Raw genomic sequence first — 15381 nt, forward strand, 5'->3', positions numbered from 1 at the left:
CCTGATGAGCTGCGGTCTGTGAGCCATGTGCAGCTCAACCTTTCTCACTGTCATAAACGGGCACGTCAAACACACCACGATACCCGCCGAGTTTGTACTCTACTTATTATGCTGAATTTCAGGCTGGTTTTCTTCCACCTGGAACACCGCCACAGCCTGGGATAGCATTGCCGACTGCTCTTCCACACTGCCTGTCGTGGCGGCAATCTCCTCAACCAGCGAGGCGTTTTGCTGAGTCACTTGCTCCATTTGCGTTACCGCAACTCGGATCTGTTCGATGCCGCGACTCTGTTCCCCCGAGGCTCCGGAGATATCTTCCATTAAGACATTAATGTTGCGTATTGCCTTCGCAATATCCGCCATCATGGCGCCACTGTTTTCGGCAATCTCTACCCCTTCCTTGACGCTAATTGCCGCTTTGGCAACCAGTTCACTGATTTCTTTCGCCGAGGAGGCGCTGCGCTGAGCAAGCGTTCGGACTTCACTCGCCACAACGGCAAACCCACGCCCGGACTCACCAGCGCGTGCGGCTTCCACCGCCGCGTTTAATGCCAGGATATTGGTTTGAAAAGCAATACTATCAATAACATTGGATATTTCGTTCACGCCTTGCGCATTACGGCTGATCAGGTGAATTTTCTCAACCATATCACTCATTAAACGCTCGCCACGCAATGCCATTTCCGTGCTTTCGCTGGTCATGACGGATGCCTGATGTGACTTATCAGTATTATTTTTTGTTGTGACTGAAATCTGCTCCATACTGGCCGCCGTTTCAACGACTGCCGCAGCCTGCTGTTCCGTTCTGGTTGATAAATCGGAATTACCGGAAGCAATTTCCTGCATACCGATATTAATAGACTCAACGCCATCGCGAATAGTGCTGACAGTCTCCCGCAGGCCTTTTTGCATATTATGCAAATTTAAGCACAGTACGCCGATTTCATTGTTACCCGACACCTTAACAGGATGGCTGAGATCGCCTTTACCAATCCGCGCAAAATGCTCAGAAACGATTTTTAAAGGCTGAATGATGGTCCGGTTCAACCAGAAATTACAGATAAAGAAGATAAGTACCGTAATGACCAGGATCACGGATACTTTCAGGATCGAGGTATTAAACTGAACGTGTGTTTGTGCAACGATCTTCTCACCAATCAGCATTGTTGATTTGTAATAATTCGTCACTTCGTTATCGAAATTTTTGCGAGCCGCGAGCAGTTCCGCATTAGCATTTTCTTGTGCATTAATAATACTGTTGCTGGAAAGCATCTGATTTAATGTATCAATAGACTTTTGCTCAGCATTCATTTGTTGCTCAAAAGCCGTTCTGATGACTTTACCGATTTGCGGATCGTCAGCCGTCAATCCAGGAATACCCCAGAAAATATCGAACTGTTTTCTGGCATACGCCATCTGTTCTTGCATTTGATTCACTGTCTGTCGGGCATCGGTCGCATTATGTTGTTGAATATTATCACGAACGCTTCTGACTTTATAAACAGCCTCAACGACCTTATGCAGGGTATCCTGCTCCTTAATGATGTTATGTAGTAATAACGTATTTTTTTGATTTCCTTTGAGATCAACTAACTCAAATCCATTGGAAAAGAACTGCATGAAGGTAAATAACAACAGCAATAATAACAGGCTGGTTTTAATTCTCATATTCTTTAACATTTAAACATCTCCATAACAATAAAAATCCTCTACGACTTAATTGTTATCGACACATCACGCAATACCTTAACCTGTAAAATGGTTAATTATTAGAAAGTTTCCGCATTCATTCTTAGGTAATAAATTAATTACTCAGGGGGACATACTACGATAAACAGCAGCCCTCTAACATTGGCAAAAATAAGGCCAAAACTATTCAACATTAATATTATTTATGGATATAAACGGTAATGTCTTTCTGACTATCGACAGGCACCCGCACCCAGGACAACGAATCGACGGTGATCGGTGCCATTTCATTTTCTAAACGTAACAAAGGCGTGCTGGCGTCTGGCACACCTGTACTTTCAGTTATCTCGAGAAGGCCCCGAAAAGAAATGGACACACTGTCTGGAATATCAGACAACCTTATCCATTCGTTGGCAATCACTAACTTTCGAGTAAACATTCGCTGTCCTTGGCGTGTAGTTTCTATCCGATAAATTTACAAGTTGATCAATCTATTCTTTGCATTAACAGCACATTGTCCACATCGTCAGTTAAGCATTACTTACCAGAAGAAAATGGAAGTGATAAAACTCATTTGAAACGTGTTTTACAAATTCAGCCGGAAGGTTATGTTTAATGAACGTTAACTTTGCAAACTCAACATCGCCATATACCCGGATACAGAAGGGTTTGACAATCTCACCCTGCACACCAAAACACGCCTGCAGCCGAGTGTCATCCATAAAAATAAAATTACCTTCTCTTACCTTAATCTTTTCATGCAGATCTCGCCATTTCTCTGGCGTAAGCAGAAAGCTTTCCCAGCCATTATTTCTCAACACCTCAATCGTATGAGTAAACTTAAAATAGTCGTTTTGCATCGATACATCGCCACTCGAAGTCGAGTATAGATATTCTATTTTAAATTTAAGTTGTGCATTGAGGCTTTTTTTTCTTGCCTTCATCAATTAGCCATTGAAGTTCATTGACTACGTTCCTTGAGAAGAGTTTTCTTTTTTTAGCGATGGCCAGCCATTGCATAATAAAAAGATGCTCTGACATTTTAGAATGAATCTTACTGTCCCGTATTGCGATACCAATTGCTACCAATGCACTCCAGGTAAACGCTTCCAGGTCATCCTGATAATGGTGTCGTAACGTACTAACTTTTCCTGAATCCCTTACCACTTAAACCTGCCCAAATAAATCATTATTACATGTAAATCTTGCATTATTTCATTTTAAAAAATACTACAACTAAAAACATCAAAATATGATCCAGATTAATTAATCCCTATGTAATAAAATTGCAAACTTAACACATCACTCTTATTAATCATTGATGCCCGGATGGCTCAGCGATAAATAATAAGAATTATACGATAAAGATAAAAACTAATAATACTCACAGGTTATCAATTCCACCTACTGTTAAAAATATGATCATCATAAAACTTCAAAAATTGCTGATTAGAAGAAATATCCTGATAGTTTTGACCAGACACCCCAGACAAACACCCATTCCAACGCTAAACAGCCATTAAAAATCCTAATGGAATCGAATTTTATCCTCCGCTGAGCGACAGACAGCCTCACAGCAGCAGGCCAGGCTTTTTATACAGGTATCAGTAATATTAACGCTTTTAAATTTCGCCTAATTCAAAAAACCAACATCCGGATTCAATGAACCGGAAGTTGGCTTGTCGCTGGTACGGTTAATAGAAAATACCGATGATCAGGGTGTGAGTAACGAACCCCACAATCAGCGGTACGGCGGTACGCTTCACCACATCGAATGGGGTTATTTTCGCTCCGCTGGAAACGGCAATCACGACGCCGGATACCGGTGAAATGGCCCGTCCCATATGCGATGCCTGCTGCATCGGCAGGATCATGGCAACGGCGTTAGCGCCCATACTGGCGGCAATTTGCGGGATGAGCTCAACGAAGGCGAGGAATGGCGCATTCCCCGATCCCATAATGATAGCCGCGGCCAGCGTCACCAGCGCAAATACTACCGCCATGGCAAACGGCGGTAATCCCACGTGTTCGGCCATCAGAATGAGCTGATCGATCGCGCCGATGACTTTAATTCCGTGAGCAAAAACCCCTGCCGCAACCAACAGTCCAACCACACCGGTAAACGCAGTGCCCATTCCTTTCAGGAAATGGCTGAAACCTTCGCACACCGACTTTAAATCACGCACCCGCAGCCATTCAATCAGCATACAGATGGTCATTGAAATGAGGACAATGGTGATAATATTCAGGTTGATACCCCTGACGAACATTTCGGATGACCCTACTGCCATCAGTATCGGAAGCATGGGGAGCAGCGCGTAAAAAGCCGGGGATTTTCCTGAATCAGTCACTTCTGCGCTACCGATTTCCCGCGGTAACGTCCCTGCTTTACGGTCGCAATGCCGCTGCCAGAAAAAATGGCACACGCCGACAACCAGAACCGTTGCCAGCGCGGCGGGTCCCTGGTGGTAAACAACATATTCCACTACATCCATATTCACTGCTTTAGAACCCCTGATAGCATCGATTGCCGTCGGGGTGTAAGCCACGCCAAGCGAAGTAGCAATGACCCCGGCAGCCGAGGCCGCTGAGAGCCCTAACCCCAGCATAATGGGGAACATCGTCCCCATCAGCAACACGGCAAGCCCGGTTGCAGAAGGAATGGCCAACTGCAGGAGGCTGGCGAGCAGGTAGGAGAAAAAGAGGAGCACATAGGGTGAACGCAGCGCCCGTAAGGGTTTCGTTACTACCCGCACGACCGCCTCATTTGCGCCGATATGATCCATGTAATGCGCAAATCCCATTAACGCCATGATCATCAGGCCGAGATCGGCGGCGCGCGTGCTGAAGAGATCGCGCATTACCTCGAAAGGATCGAGAAAGGAAATTCCCGTACTGGCAACCCCCTTCGGTAATACGGAACCCCATCCGGTTAACGCGGTGCAAATCATCAAGACTAAGCCCGCAATGAAGAGCACCGGTTCAGCGCGGTAACCTTTCAGAATCAGACGCGCGACCACCACGATCACCAGAAGTGCGATTAACACCTGAATCATGACTGAGCTCTCCGCTGCGCGAACTCAGTATAAGTTTCCTCAATCACCGCCACCACCACATCACTGGCAGCCCGCAGAGAACGCACCGGCAGATACTCATAAATTGAATGGAAGTTATGAGCACCGGTAAAAATATTCGGGCACGGCAATCCTTTCTGCGACAGTACCGCGCCATCATACCCGCCACGCATGGCGACAGGTGCGGGCGTTATGCCGCATTTCTGATACGCGCGGAATGCAATATCAATCGGGTAGTGAGCGTCCCCCTGCAAACTGTTCAACACATTCGCGTAGCGATCGGCTAAATGACAGACCACGCTGTTTTCCCCCCACAGGGCACAGGTGCTGACGGCAAGCTGGCGAATAAACGCCATACGCGCCTTATAACCTTCTTCACTGAAATCGCGGATATCCAGCTTAAGTACCGTGCGGGCACTGTTACCCTGTAGCTGTTTTACCCAGTAATACCCTTCGCGCCCTTCCGTATATTCAGGCGCTTCTCCCCCTGGGAGCATGGCAATAAACTTATGCGCCATCAGCAGCGAATTCTTTAACTTACCTTTGGCCGACATCGGGTGTGCGGACTGGCCGGTAAAGATGATTTCCGCATCGCCCGCATTCCAGTTCTCGTAAACAAACTCACCGATACCGCAGCAATCCAGGGTATAGCCAAAATCAGCACCAAACGCGGCAACATCAAACGCTTTTGCGCCACGCAAGCCCTGTTCCTCATCCGGGACAAAACCCACTTTTACCGGCCCATGTTTTATTTCCGGGTGTGCGACCAGATACTCAAGAGCATTCATAATCGCGGCGATAGCTGCTTTATCATCAGCGCCCAACAGACTGGTCCCGTCGGTCACCAGCAGGTCATCACCGATATAATTTTTCAGTTCCGGAAATTCACTTTCGCGCAGGTAAATATTCAGCTCTTTGTTCAGGCATAAATCCCCGCCTTGATAATGCAGGCGCTGTGCTTTGGTGTCTGCCGTCTGTTCCGCACTGGTATCCAGATGACCAAAAAAAGAGACCACCGGGATCGTGCCATCGGTATTTGCAGGTAAGGTTGCCGTCACTATAGCGGTATCCCTGACCTCAATGTTTTCCATTCCTAATGCTTCAAGTTCTGCTGCAAGCAGTTTTGCCAGTTCCATTTGACCAGGAGAAGAAGGCATTATCCCATTAGCGCCGTTTTCCCTTGATGTTGTGGTATTGATTTTCGTGTAGTTAATAAAGCGTTCAACAATATCCATTCCAGGAGATCCTTTAATGTATCATTTATGAGGTACTGCGAGAGGTGTTCTGCATGCAGCGTGGGGTAAGTAATCTGAGAACCAAATAAAATCAGCGCTCATCCCAGAACGCTGATTTTATGGGCATTACGACAACGATTTATATAAAGGAAGATAAAAAGGCCAGTGATTATACCTGCGATTAAAAAACTCCTTTCTGATTGATAAAATCATATTCCCTGTCTGTTTTTACTGCTATTTCCCATGGTGTTAAGCTAACAGAAGTCATAACCGGCATCCCTATACCTATGAGATAATAGAAATCATTTAGATTCCTGTACTCTAGTACTGGCATAAGACATACCATCGCTATATTTTTTTAATGAACGAATACTGTATCAGCAACATGCAACCGTTTGCACCTCTCTACAAATAGCCACTTCGCGCACTAAAATCCGTGAACAAAATCACAATTACCTCAAAAGCAAAAAACTTCTATCGCGCTGAAAAAAAGGCAGTTATAAGGAAAGCTATATAATACCCATATAAACATAGCCAGAATTATACTATTCACTATGAAATAGATTCAGGGTGATACTATTTCAATATTGCCGTAGGGGTTAGTAGAGCTAAATCGTCGTAACCAATAATGTTTAACATCAATAACGATAATATTAAAATTTCTATTTATGACGATAAGCCAAATAATATGCAGGCAAAAAAAACCTCTCCCCCGAGAAGAGATTCAGGGCAGAGGTAATACGGGTGTTAAGGACATACTTATAGTTTTAATGATAACAGAAGCGCTTCTTGCAGGACCGAGTATACACACTTAGCCACGTTAAGAAAATTCTTAAAAACATTAAATTGCAAATTTCATTTAAAACCACAATTATGATAAAGGAGCATTTATCAAAGAACAAAATTAACCAGCAAAAAGAGTAAATCATACTAATCAATGAGGTGATAAAAAAAGAATAGCAATGCTGTATGGCTACCGATAGCGTTTCTGGCGACGCTGAAACATTAAATTAATTTAATGAATAAATGCGATTTACATAACGAGAATTAAAAAGTCATTAAATAAAAGAAATACAATTTTTCGTTACAGATCACACTTCCACTACAAGGAGGTTCCCCTACTGTTTCTTGTAGGTATGATTCAGCATGTAAATACCTTTCAACTCAACCCGAGGCTTTGATGCTGGAGAATGTAATCATCTGATAATCAGCTTCCCGACCTTTTCAGGCCGGACTGGTTATCAATGCGCCGAATTCGAATGCGGACACCGCTGTGTGTTTGCACGTTTTGCACATGATGATTAAACAGGTTTTCCAGTATGAATTTATCCCGTCAGGAACAACGTACCTTACACGTTCTCGCCAAAGGTGGCCGTATCGCTCACGTCCGCGATGCCTCTGGCCGCGTCACTTCCGTCGAATGCTATAGCCGTGAAGGGTTGCTGCTCTGCGACTGCACGCTCGAGGTGTTCAAAAAGCTCAGAACCAAGAAACTGATCAAATCCGTCAATGGTCAGCCCTACCGTATTAATACGACCGGCCTGAACAACGTTCGCGCCCAACTTGATAATCGCTAAAGGAGAGAGAGAGATGGATATCCCGAAGATTTTTACCATCAGCGAAAGCGCACATCGCATTCATAATCCGTTCACCGCACAGAAATACGCCACGTTAGGCCAGGTTTTACGGATGGCACCGGGAACACGCATTCTGGACCTCGGCAGCGGTTCGGGTGAGATGTTGTGCACCTGGGCACGCGATCACGGTATTTCCGGCGTGGGTATCGATATGAGCCGGCTGTTCAGTGAGCAAGCCACCCTGCGGGCCAAAGAGTTGGGTGTCAATGAGCACGTGCGTTTTATTCATGCCGATGCAACAGGTTATATCGCCGAAGAAAAATTCGATATTGCCGCCTGCGTTGGTGCGACCTGGATTGCCGGCGGCGTCGCTGGAACGGTCAGACAACTGGAACAAAGTCTCAAACCAGGCGGAATTATGCTCATCGGCGAACCGTACTGGCGTCAGACGCCTGCAACGGAGAGCATCGCCCAGGCTTGCGGCGCGACTTCGGTGACCGATTTTCTTTCTCTGCCAGAGCTCGTTTCATCTTTCGACCTGCTCGGTTATGACGTAGTTGAAATGGTACTGGCTGACCAGGAGGGTTGGGACAGATACGAGGCGGCAAAATGGCTGACGATGCGCCGGTGGCTGGAGGCAAATCCGGACGATGAATTTGCCCCGGAAGTCAAAGAGCAACTGAGGAGTTCACCAGCACGCCACGTAGCCTTCACCCGGGAGTACATTGGTTGGGGCGTGTTCGCACTCATACAGAGGTAATATGTCCAGTCGGTATAACCAGGCAGGTTATACCGACTTTTTTCATTGCTTACTTCATTAATACTTCAACAAATTTAGCCAGCCATTGCGGATGCGCGGGCCATGCAGGCGCGGTAATCAGATTGCCATCCACGTGGGCTTGATCAATGCCGATATCTGCGTAATGCCCGCCGCTCAGACGGACTTCTGGCGCACAGGCCGGATAGGCGCTACAGGTCCGGTTTTCTAACACCCCCGCCGCCGCTAATAGCTGAGGCCCATGACAGACCGCGGCGATAGGCTTACCGGCAGCGTTGAAATCTTGCACCAGCTTAATAACATCCGGATTCAGCCGGAGATATTCCGGAGCACGTCCACCGGGGATCAGCAGCGCGTCGTAATCGGTGGCCCGCGCCTCGGCAAAATTTGCATTCAGCGTAAAACGATGACCCGGTTTTTCACTGTAGGTCTGCGCCCCATCAAAATCATGAATAGCGGTTTGAACGTAGTCCCCCTGACTTTTATCCGGACAGACGGCATCAACACGATGGCCCAGCATCTGCAATGCCTGAAAAGGCACCATCGTTTCATAATCTTCGACATAATCGCCGACCAGCATCAGTATCTTCTTCATTCACATCCCCCGCTCACGGTTATTAATGATGAGAAATAACGGCCATCTTTACTATAGCCCACGCATTTCACGACATTAATAAATACAGCAGAACAATCGGCCAGATCACAATCTGCATCAAGGCCCGCCAGACAGGGCCTCAGCGCAAGCTGACATTGCAAAACAGAGTTAATAAATATAAATTATATATAAATATATAGTTGAGAGGTTTTAATATCAGCCAGTACTACCCATTATATAAAATAAAGCGATTGCAACGTATATCTCCTGTGCTATATTCCGTCTGAAATTTACCGACGGACGTTTTATTTATTATTTAATAAATAAAGTGCGCGCACTCGTTATTATCTATTATTATTTTATTCACCTGCAGTCAGGTGAAAATACGCAAAGGTTATTCCCATGATGACAAGACGTTCGTTCATCTGACAAGGTTTGGTGACATCAACAGGTACGCTACTCGCCAGCATGGCTGGTATCAGCTTGAGTCAACTTGCCCGCGCAGCAGAGAACCGCAGTTGGCTAATGACGGATGAAGGTGCGCCGCATACGGCAACCTGGATGGCGTTTGGTGCCAGTGCAGAGATCTGGGAGCCTCATCTGCTGCCGATAGTGCAAGAAAATCTGGCATTGGTCGCCAAAACCATCGCGGCATTTGAACCGGTGCATATGCTGGTTCGCGAAGAAGACAGCGAACTCGCCGCGCGCCTGTGCGGGCCGTCGGTCAATCTGTTGGTTCACCCGATCGACGATCTGTGGATCCACCGGGCTGGTATTTGTAAAAAGCACCAGCAGCGCGCTCGGCGGTGTGGGATTTAATTTCAACGGCTGGGGCAATAAGCAGGAGCACGAACGTGATGCCGATGTGGCTGAATTCGTCACCGACTACGCTCAGGCCGAATTTATCCGCTCGGCGCTACCCCTTGAAGGTGGTGGTATTGAGGTAGACGGCGAAGGCACGGCGATTATTACCGAGAGCTGTGTGCTTAATCCCAATCGTAATCCAGGCGTCAGTAAAGCCGAGTGTGATACTGAACTTAAGCGACGGTTAGGGCTGGAAAAGATAATCTGGCTGCCGGGTATTGCCGGTAAAGATATTACCGATGGTCATAAGGATTTTTATGCGCGATTCACGCATCCGGGTACGGTGGTGGCGGGTCTTGAGCAGGATCCATCCTCCTTTGACTACGCCGCCACGGATGCCAAAGATCGGCACCTGGAGTTGGTGACGCTTGAAGGGCCGACCACCATCCGTCAGACATATGCGAGTGATAATTTCGCCGCGGGCTACATCAACTTTTATCTCTGTAATAACGCCGTGATTGCACCACAATTTGGCGATAAGCGCACTGACCGCAGCACCTACGCTATTTTGCAGGAGCTGTTTGTCGAGCATGAGATTATTCAACTGAATATTGATGGCATTGCGGCTGCCGGCGGTGGCATTCACTGCGCGAAGCAGCAGCCTCGTTAGTGGTTGATTATGCTAGCAGGGATTCTGGCGGATTACATGTAAAACAGAGATAGCGTACCTACCGGATGTATTCTGTTTTGCAACCTCACGACGTGAGGTAAATGCAAACAGGATACAACTCTTATCATCAATTATTCTTTCCTGCCTGAAGGTAATTTCGGAAAAGAGAAATAAAAGTATACTTTCATTATCCGAAAATTAGATATTTCGAATAAAGAAAAACAAAGTCATCACAAGATAATACTCACATCACATAAGTGAAAAATTCTGCTTTAATATGCTTAAAAAAAAGAAAGGCCGCTCAGTTCAGCCTCAGGTAAGTTATCGAGTTCCCACGGATAACACTTATCGCAACTACCAATCATAATAGTCATTTTATTATTGACTTAGATCAATCTACATGAACAACATTCAACCCTCTATGAAAACATAGCATATTAAATTAAGATAAATTCACATCGCGAATAAATCAGGTATACTCATAACGAATTTTTTATGTTCTGTGAGAAGGGCCCCTCTGGTAACCGCACTGTTGATCATTTCACCATGGCTTACTCCGTATGAAGGCTCAACAACTTCGTTTACGTAAACAGCATAAATCATTTAAAAACAAATAGTTCACATTAAAAAAATTATAAAACAAAGTGGATGCTTTTTATTTCGCCACCAATAGTAACAACACGAAATTAATACACCACTTAGTATTTTGATTCTATTGTATTACCGGGGTAAAAGTTATCACGTCATAAAAAATACAGAATTTAATTTTGCCCTATATGAAATCGTTACTTATGCGAAATTTAATCACCATACAGCTTTTTATCGTTGCTAATTTATGATTTAAGGAAAAAAAGTGAACTCTTTTAACCGAAATACTGCTTGTCTGCTAATTTCCGCAACATTACTGCTGAGCGGTTGCGCCAATACTGGAAGCACTCTGCTGTCAGGAGCAAAACCGGATCCACGTCTGACAACCACCGAGCAATCCCAGTTTTTTAGTGCTTCTGGCGCGCAAGGTTGTGGCATTGGTGCGGTATCAGGTGCTGCGCTTGGCGCTGTGGTTGGTGCTCTGGCTGGCGACACCAAGAAAGCAATTGCAGGTGCTGCCATTGGTGGTGCTGCTGGGTGCGCTGCGGGTATGACGGCTAACTACTATCTTGATGGTCTGAAAAAAGATTATGCCTCCACAGCCGATCGCCTGCAGGCAATGGATACGGATATCAGCAAAGATACCGCTGCAGTAGAAAAATCTACCCTTGCTATGAAACAGGTTATCAGTGAAAACCAGGCAACCTTAACCAAAATTAGCATCCAAAAAGATAAGGCTGGCTTTGATAAAGCAGGAGCCAAAACACAATTAGCACAAATCGACGCCAACATCAGCAAGATGAAAGAGACCGTGAAAGGTATGAAAGACAAAGAGTCTGCCTACAAGGTCGCTTTGCAAGGACAAACTACTACCACATCTGCAGAGAAAGCCAAGCTTGCTAATTTAAACAAAGAGTACAGTAGCCTGAATAGCAAGATTAGCGACCTGGAAAAAGAAACGAACGAGTTTTACGAACAACGCCAGGCTATTTCTCTGGGCTAAAAGCTTTAGGCCGATAGGATTATCGGCCTTTTTGGGACCGTTTTGAAATGTAACGTGTTGTTATTTGAATCAATTTATGGATTATTTGATGAGAAAATATCTGCTTCTCGCCACAATTGTGCTTACCGGCTGTACCACATCGCCACAGGACTGTGATTTACACGCACAAGATCCGAGTTTTATTACCAAACTAAGCTGCGCCACATCCGGCGGTTATCGTCAGCAGGTTGATCAAAAAGAGCAGCAGGTTCGACTCAGCCAGTATGAAAATGAGTCGGCGAAGCAACAGCAGGCTTATACCCAAAACCGACAGCAGAACGTCAATCAGAAGCTGGCCGATGAACAAGCAAGGTTAAATGCCGTGCGTTCAGACCTGTCACAGACCCTTGCACAGCTGAAGTCCAGCAAAATAAAAAGCAGTGAACGCCAGAAGGAAATTCAACAATTGCAGGACTTGCAACGGCAGTCTCAGCATGCCAGTGGCGCAAGCGAAATTGCTGCAATTGAAAAAAAAGTCGCAGAAGCCAAGCAGAAAATTAAAGTCCTGGAGGAAGCAAATACCCTTCGCTAAGGATGCCCTAAAAGTGGCGCAAATCCCCTGGCCACTTTTTCTGCTGCTGAAGAAAACGGCTCTGGCTTGCTGATATACAACTGTATGCATACCACGCATATAACTCACAACAATAATGATTTCGGTTATGCAACGATTAACAACTGCTGCGCCTATTGATGAAGCGACTCTGACAATCTACGAGGAGACGGTTGCGATCATACACCGTCATCTTCCGCCATCTTTGGCGCTACTCTACGCCACCGCTCGCCGTGGTTCACAAGGACATCTGGAATGGTGGACTGAGCGCCAGGGGCTGGCAAAGCCCTTTTCTGCGCTAAGCGAGGCGGAACAAGCCTCCGTCCAGAGTAAACGCCAGCAGTACCATGATGTTCTGGCCGGTTTGATCGAGCAGTTACTCGCACGCGGCGAAGAACATTCAGCACATGCCTTACAAAGGCTGTTAACGCATTCGCGCGATCTTAACTGCTATAGCGTAGGTGGCGAACCTGTGCTGATTAACTGGGCCATTATCAGTGAAGCGCCCCCACTTCCCGTGGTCGTTATCCCGTGGTGGCGACGCTTCCTGCCATGGCTATTATTGCTGCTCTTGTTGCTGCTGATCGCCTGTGCCGGGTGGTGGTGGCATAAAAATTCCTTAACCTCGCCCCCTCCTCCGTTGCATCACGATGTGCCTACCGCTGCACCTGCTGTAGCCCCAGCCAGCACGAACTTAACCCAGGCAAACCCCAGCATAAATCTGGAGAAACGCAAAGATTTTGGGCGTATTAAAATTAACCTGACCTGGCAACAGGGAAGCCATAAAGAGCCTATCGACCTCGATATCGCCGCCTTTATTCGTTTTAAAAATGGCAAGATCAGTGGTGCCGAAGCGTTGAGTAAGTTCCTGGGAAACTATGACAAACCGCCTTATCTGTTGCTGCAACAAGATCTTCGTGAAGGTAACAATCAAGATGGTGAATGGCTCTTCATTAATGGTAGCCACTGGCAGGATATTGATGAGGTGCTGATTTATAGCTTCATTTACGGCGGTGCCGATAACTGGCAAGGGACCAATGCCACCATCACGATTTATGTACCCGATCAACCCCCCATTATATCCACGCTGACTGACAGCAATCAGCGCAATAACGTTGCGGCGATAGCCAGACTCAAAAACGTCGATGGCAATATCACGGTTGAGCGTCTGGACCGTTTCTTCCCTGACCGGAAGTCGCTGGATAAGCACTATGGCTGGGGTTTTGAATGGACGCCTGGCGCGAGTAAAAAATAGCCTGCATCACTGTGGCTTTTGTTAAATCACAGCCTTACAAGGTTTAGACAATGCGAAATTCGATTCAGGGACCACTGCTGCGTACCGGGCATAATTCCTCATTTAAGGCTCTGGGTGAAACGGGCTATCCCGTTTTTAAGATGGCGTTCCAGTTACGTGAAGCAATCTACCGTCTTGACGCAGGGCGCGATTTGGCTCGTCATTTAGCTATCCCACAAAACGATCAGGGTGGTGACAGAACCGATTGGTACAGCAGCTTCCCTGGCGATGTCATCCCCTGGAGCGGTGCGAGTGAAGCGGAGCGGGAATCAGCACGCCAGCAATTTAATGCGTTTCAAATGTCAGTGCAGGCGTTAAGTGAACAGTTACTCAATGCTGAGCAAAACAGGACTGGGGGCGATCGCCGCGTCTTCGCACAGTTGCTGAAGTCAGTCACACATTTCCCGGATTATGAATTTGTGTACCTCGTAAACGGGATCCTGGTGATTACCTTTTGGGGATTTGTCCATCCGGAAGGCGAACAACGTAACCCTATGCATTGGCTGAGTCCAGCATTACTACCAGCCCCCCCTCACGCGGCCTCAACCCCTCTGGCTCCTGTAGACGCCGCTGTAACCCCAGCTGTTACACCTGATGTATATACCGTAGTGCGCAGACGCTGGAGCTGGCGTTGGTTACTCTGGTTGCTACTTGCATTGCTGCTGCTGGCATTATTGTTAGGTCTACTACGCGGATGCGTACCATCACTCTCCATTCCGGGACTCCCAGCCATCGCCACGGATAAAACGGCGATCGATACGGCTCCTGCCATCGAACGTCCAGCCGTAGGCGTTTCCGATGTAACAACGCAGGTTTCCCGCACAGGTTCAGAAACCGTCGTGGGTTCAGCTGTCATCCCTGGTATATCTGAGGGTACTGCAGTCGATGCGCAGCAAGCTCTGGAACCAACATCGCCAGCCGTTCCGGCAGCGACAGCAACCACGCAGGTCGGTGACGACACAATTCCCCCAGTTGTTCCTGCAAGTGATGCCAACGCTGATGCGTCGACTATTCCAGCACCTCCTGCTGTACCTGGCGCCGCAGACGCTCAAACGCCCCCCACAGTTCAACCAGTCACCACGCAGCCAGTCATCCCAGCACAGGGCACACCGCTGACGTTTCCTCCGGCCCTTCCCGATGGCCCAGCGCAGTTTCTTAACGGAGAATGGCGCGTGAATGGTGGTATTCAGGACAAGCTCACCGGGCGACCGTTGCAACTGCAATATAACTTTGCCCAGGGTAATGGCACCGTCAGCATACGCCAGTCCAGCGGTGTGACCTGCCGTGGCCCTGCCAGCGGCAATGTGCAGCAAGGGGCGCTAAGTATCACCAATCCTGAGCAGATGAAATGTAGCGACGGTTCAAACTTTATTGTACCGACAATCGAGTGCAAATCAGCCGCTGCTGGCCACGCTGATTGTATTGGCAGTAATGATGGGGAAAAAACATTCCCTATTCGCATGCTTCAACCTAATTCCTGAACAG

At 47.0% G+C, this 15381-nt stretch carries 12 protein-coding genes and 1 pseudogene; 7 read left to right on the forward strand and 6 right to left on the reverse strand.

Features of this window, described 5'->3' with window-relative positions; all coding sequences use genetic code 11:
• Positions 1–99: 99 nt before the first annotated feature.
• The 5 genes from HV229_RS19480 to pepT form a co-directional block, all read right to left on the reverse strand.
• The gene (locus HV229_RS19480; protein WP_181546182.1) at positions 100–1680 is read right to left on the reverse strand and encodes a methyl-accepting chemotaxis protein; all 1581 of its coding nucleotides are present in this window, start codon (positions 1678–1680) and stop codon (positions 100–102) included.
• 208 nt (positions 1681–1888) lie between these two features.
• Complete coding sequence (locus HV229_RS19485; RefSeq protein ID WP_169330330.1) at positions 1889–2128, reverse strand: hypothetical protein; 240 nt, start codon at positions 2126–2128, stop codon at positions 1889–1891.
• 91 nt (positions 2129–2219) lie between these two features.
• On the reverse strand, positions 2220–2633 hold the full coding sequence (locus tag HV229_RS26370) for a DUF2913 family protein (protein ID WP_249417770.1): 414 nt from the start codon (positions 2631–2633) through the stop codon (positions 2220–2222).
• Between the two features lie 750 nt (positions 2634–3383).
• Positions 3384–4745, reverse strand: coding sequence for a C4-dicarboxylate transporter DcuC (dcuC, locus tag HV229_RS19495; protein WP_016151934.1), 1362 nt, complete (start codon positions 4743–4745; stop codon positions 3384–3386).
• Positions 4742–5998: a peptidase T gene (pepT, locus tag HV229_RS19500; protein ID WP_181546184.1), complete on the reverse strand. Its 1257-nt coding sequence runs from the start codon at positions 5996–5998 to the stop codon at positions 4742–4744. The genes dcuC and pepT overlap by 4 nt, the downstream gene beginning before the upstream one ends.
• A 1319-nt stretch (positions 5999–7317) precedes the next feature.
• On the opposite strand from pepT, the gene HV229_RS19505 reads away from it, so the two are divergent.
• On the forward strand, positions 7318–7575 hold the full coding sequence (locus HV229_RS19505) for a YjhX family toxin (RefSeq protein WP_016151932.1): 258 nt from the start codon (positions 7318–7320) through the stop codon (positions 7573–7575).
• Between the two features lie 13 nt (positions 7576–7588).
• On the forward strand, positions 7589–8335 hold the full coding sequence (locus HV229_RS19510) for a class I SAM-dependent methyltransferase (protein WP_181546186.1): 747 nt from the start codon (positions 7589–7591) through the stop codon (positions 8333–8335).
• Positions 8336–8384: 49 nt separating this feature from the next.
• On the opposite strand, the gene HV229_RS19515 is transcribed toward HV229_RS19510, so the two are convergent.
• Positions 8385–8948, reverse strand: coding sequence for a DJ-1/PfpI family protein (locus HV229_RS19515; RefSeq protein ID WP_016151930.1), 564 nt, complete (start codon positions 8946–8948; stop codon positions 8385–8387).
• A 468-nt stretch (positions 8949–9416) separates the two neighbouring features.
• On the opposite strand from HV229_RS19515, the pseudogene HV229_RS19520 reads away from it, so the two are divergent.
• The 5 genes and pseudogenes from HV229_RS19520 to HV229_RS19540 all read left to right on the forward strand — a co-directional run bounded on the left by HV229_RS19520 (position 9417) and on the right by HV229_RS19540 (position 15377).
• Positions 9417–10422: pseudogene (locus HV229_RS19520) on the forward strand (agmatine deiminase family protein).
• A gap of 853 nt (positions 10423–11275) precedes the next feature.
• A complete protein-coding gene (locus HV229_RS19525; RefSeq protein ID WP_016151927.1) occupies positions 11276–12013 on the forward strand; it encodes a hypothetical protein in 738 nt (245 codons plus the stop codon).
• 88 nt (positions 12014–12101) lie between these two features.
• Complete coding sequence (locus HV229_RS19530) at positions 12102–12584, forward strand: hypothetical protein (RefSeq protein ID WP_016151926.1); 483 nt, start codon at positions 12102–12104, stop codon at positions 12582–12584.
• A gap of 127 nt (positions 12585–12711) precedes the next feature.
• Entirely contained in the window at positions 12712–13857 is a 1146-nt protein-coding gene (locus HV229_RS19535) for a tellurite resistance domain protein (protein WP_081638395.1), read from the forward strand.
• Between the two features lie 50 nt (positions 13858–13907).
• Positions 13908–15377 carry an SrfA family protein gene (locus tag HV229_RS19540; RefSeq protein ID WP_181546187.1) on the forward strand — a complete coding sequence of 490 codons (1470 nt, stop codon included), beginning with the start codon at positions 13908–13910 and terminating at the stop codon, positions 15375–15377.
• The last annotated feature ends 4 nt before the right edge of the window (positions 15378–15381 follow it).

Source organism: Citrobacter sp. RHBSTW-00524 (assembly GCF_013747755.1).
In the GTDB taxonomy this organism is placed as follows: Bacteria; Pseudomonadota; Gammaproteobacteria; order Enterobacterales; family Enterobacteriaceae; genus Citrobacter; species Citrobacter braakii.

Bases quoted from the DNA above. Each gene is read 5' to 3' on its own strand.
- dcuC (WP_016151934.1), bottom strand. From the start codon at position 4,745: ATGATTCAGGTGTTAATCGCACTTCTGGTGATCGTGGTGGTCGCGCGT.
- HV229_RS19480 (WP_181546182.1), bottom strand. From the start codon at position 1,680: ATGTTAAAGAATATGAGAATTAAAACCAGCCTGTTATTATTGCTGTTG.
- pepT (WP_181546184.1), bottom strand. From the start codon at position 5,998: ATGGATATTGTTGAACGCTTTATTAACTACACGAAAATCAATACCACA.
- HV229_RS19535 (WP_081638395.1), top strand. From the start codon at position 12,712: ATGCAACGATTAACAACTGCTGCGCCTATTGATGAAGCGACTCTGACA.
- HV229_RS19515 (WP_016151930.1), bottom strand. From the start codon at position 8,948: ATGAAGAAGATACTGATGCTGGTCGGCGATTATGTCGAAGATTATGAA.
- HV229_RS19540 (WP_181546187.1), top strand. From the start codon at position 13,908: ATGCGAAATTCGATTCAGGGACCACTGCTGCGTACCGGGCATAATTCC.
- HV229_RS19530 (WP_016151926.1), top strand. From the start codon at position 12,102: ATGAGAAAATATCTGCTTCTCGCCACAATTGTGCTTACCGGCTGTACC.
- HV229_RS19485 (WP_169330330.1), bottom strand. From the start codon at position 2,128: ATGTTTACTCGAAAGTTAGTGATTGCCAACGAATGGATAAGGTTGTCT.
- HV229_RS19505 (WP_016151932.1), top strand. From the start codon at position 7,318: ATGAATTTATCCCGTCAGGAACAACGTACCTTACACGTTCTCGCCAAA.
- HV229_RS26370 (WP_249417770.1), bottom strand. From the start codon at position 2,633: ATGAAGGCAAGAAAAAAAAGCCTCAATGCACAACTTAAATTTAAAATA.
- HV229_RS19510 (WP_181546186.1), top strand. From the start codon at position 7,589: ATGGATATCCCGAAGATTTTTACCATCAGCGAAAGCGCACATCGCATT.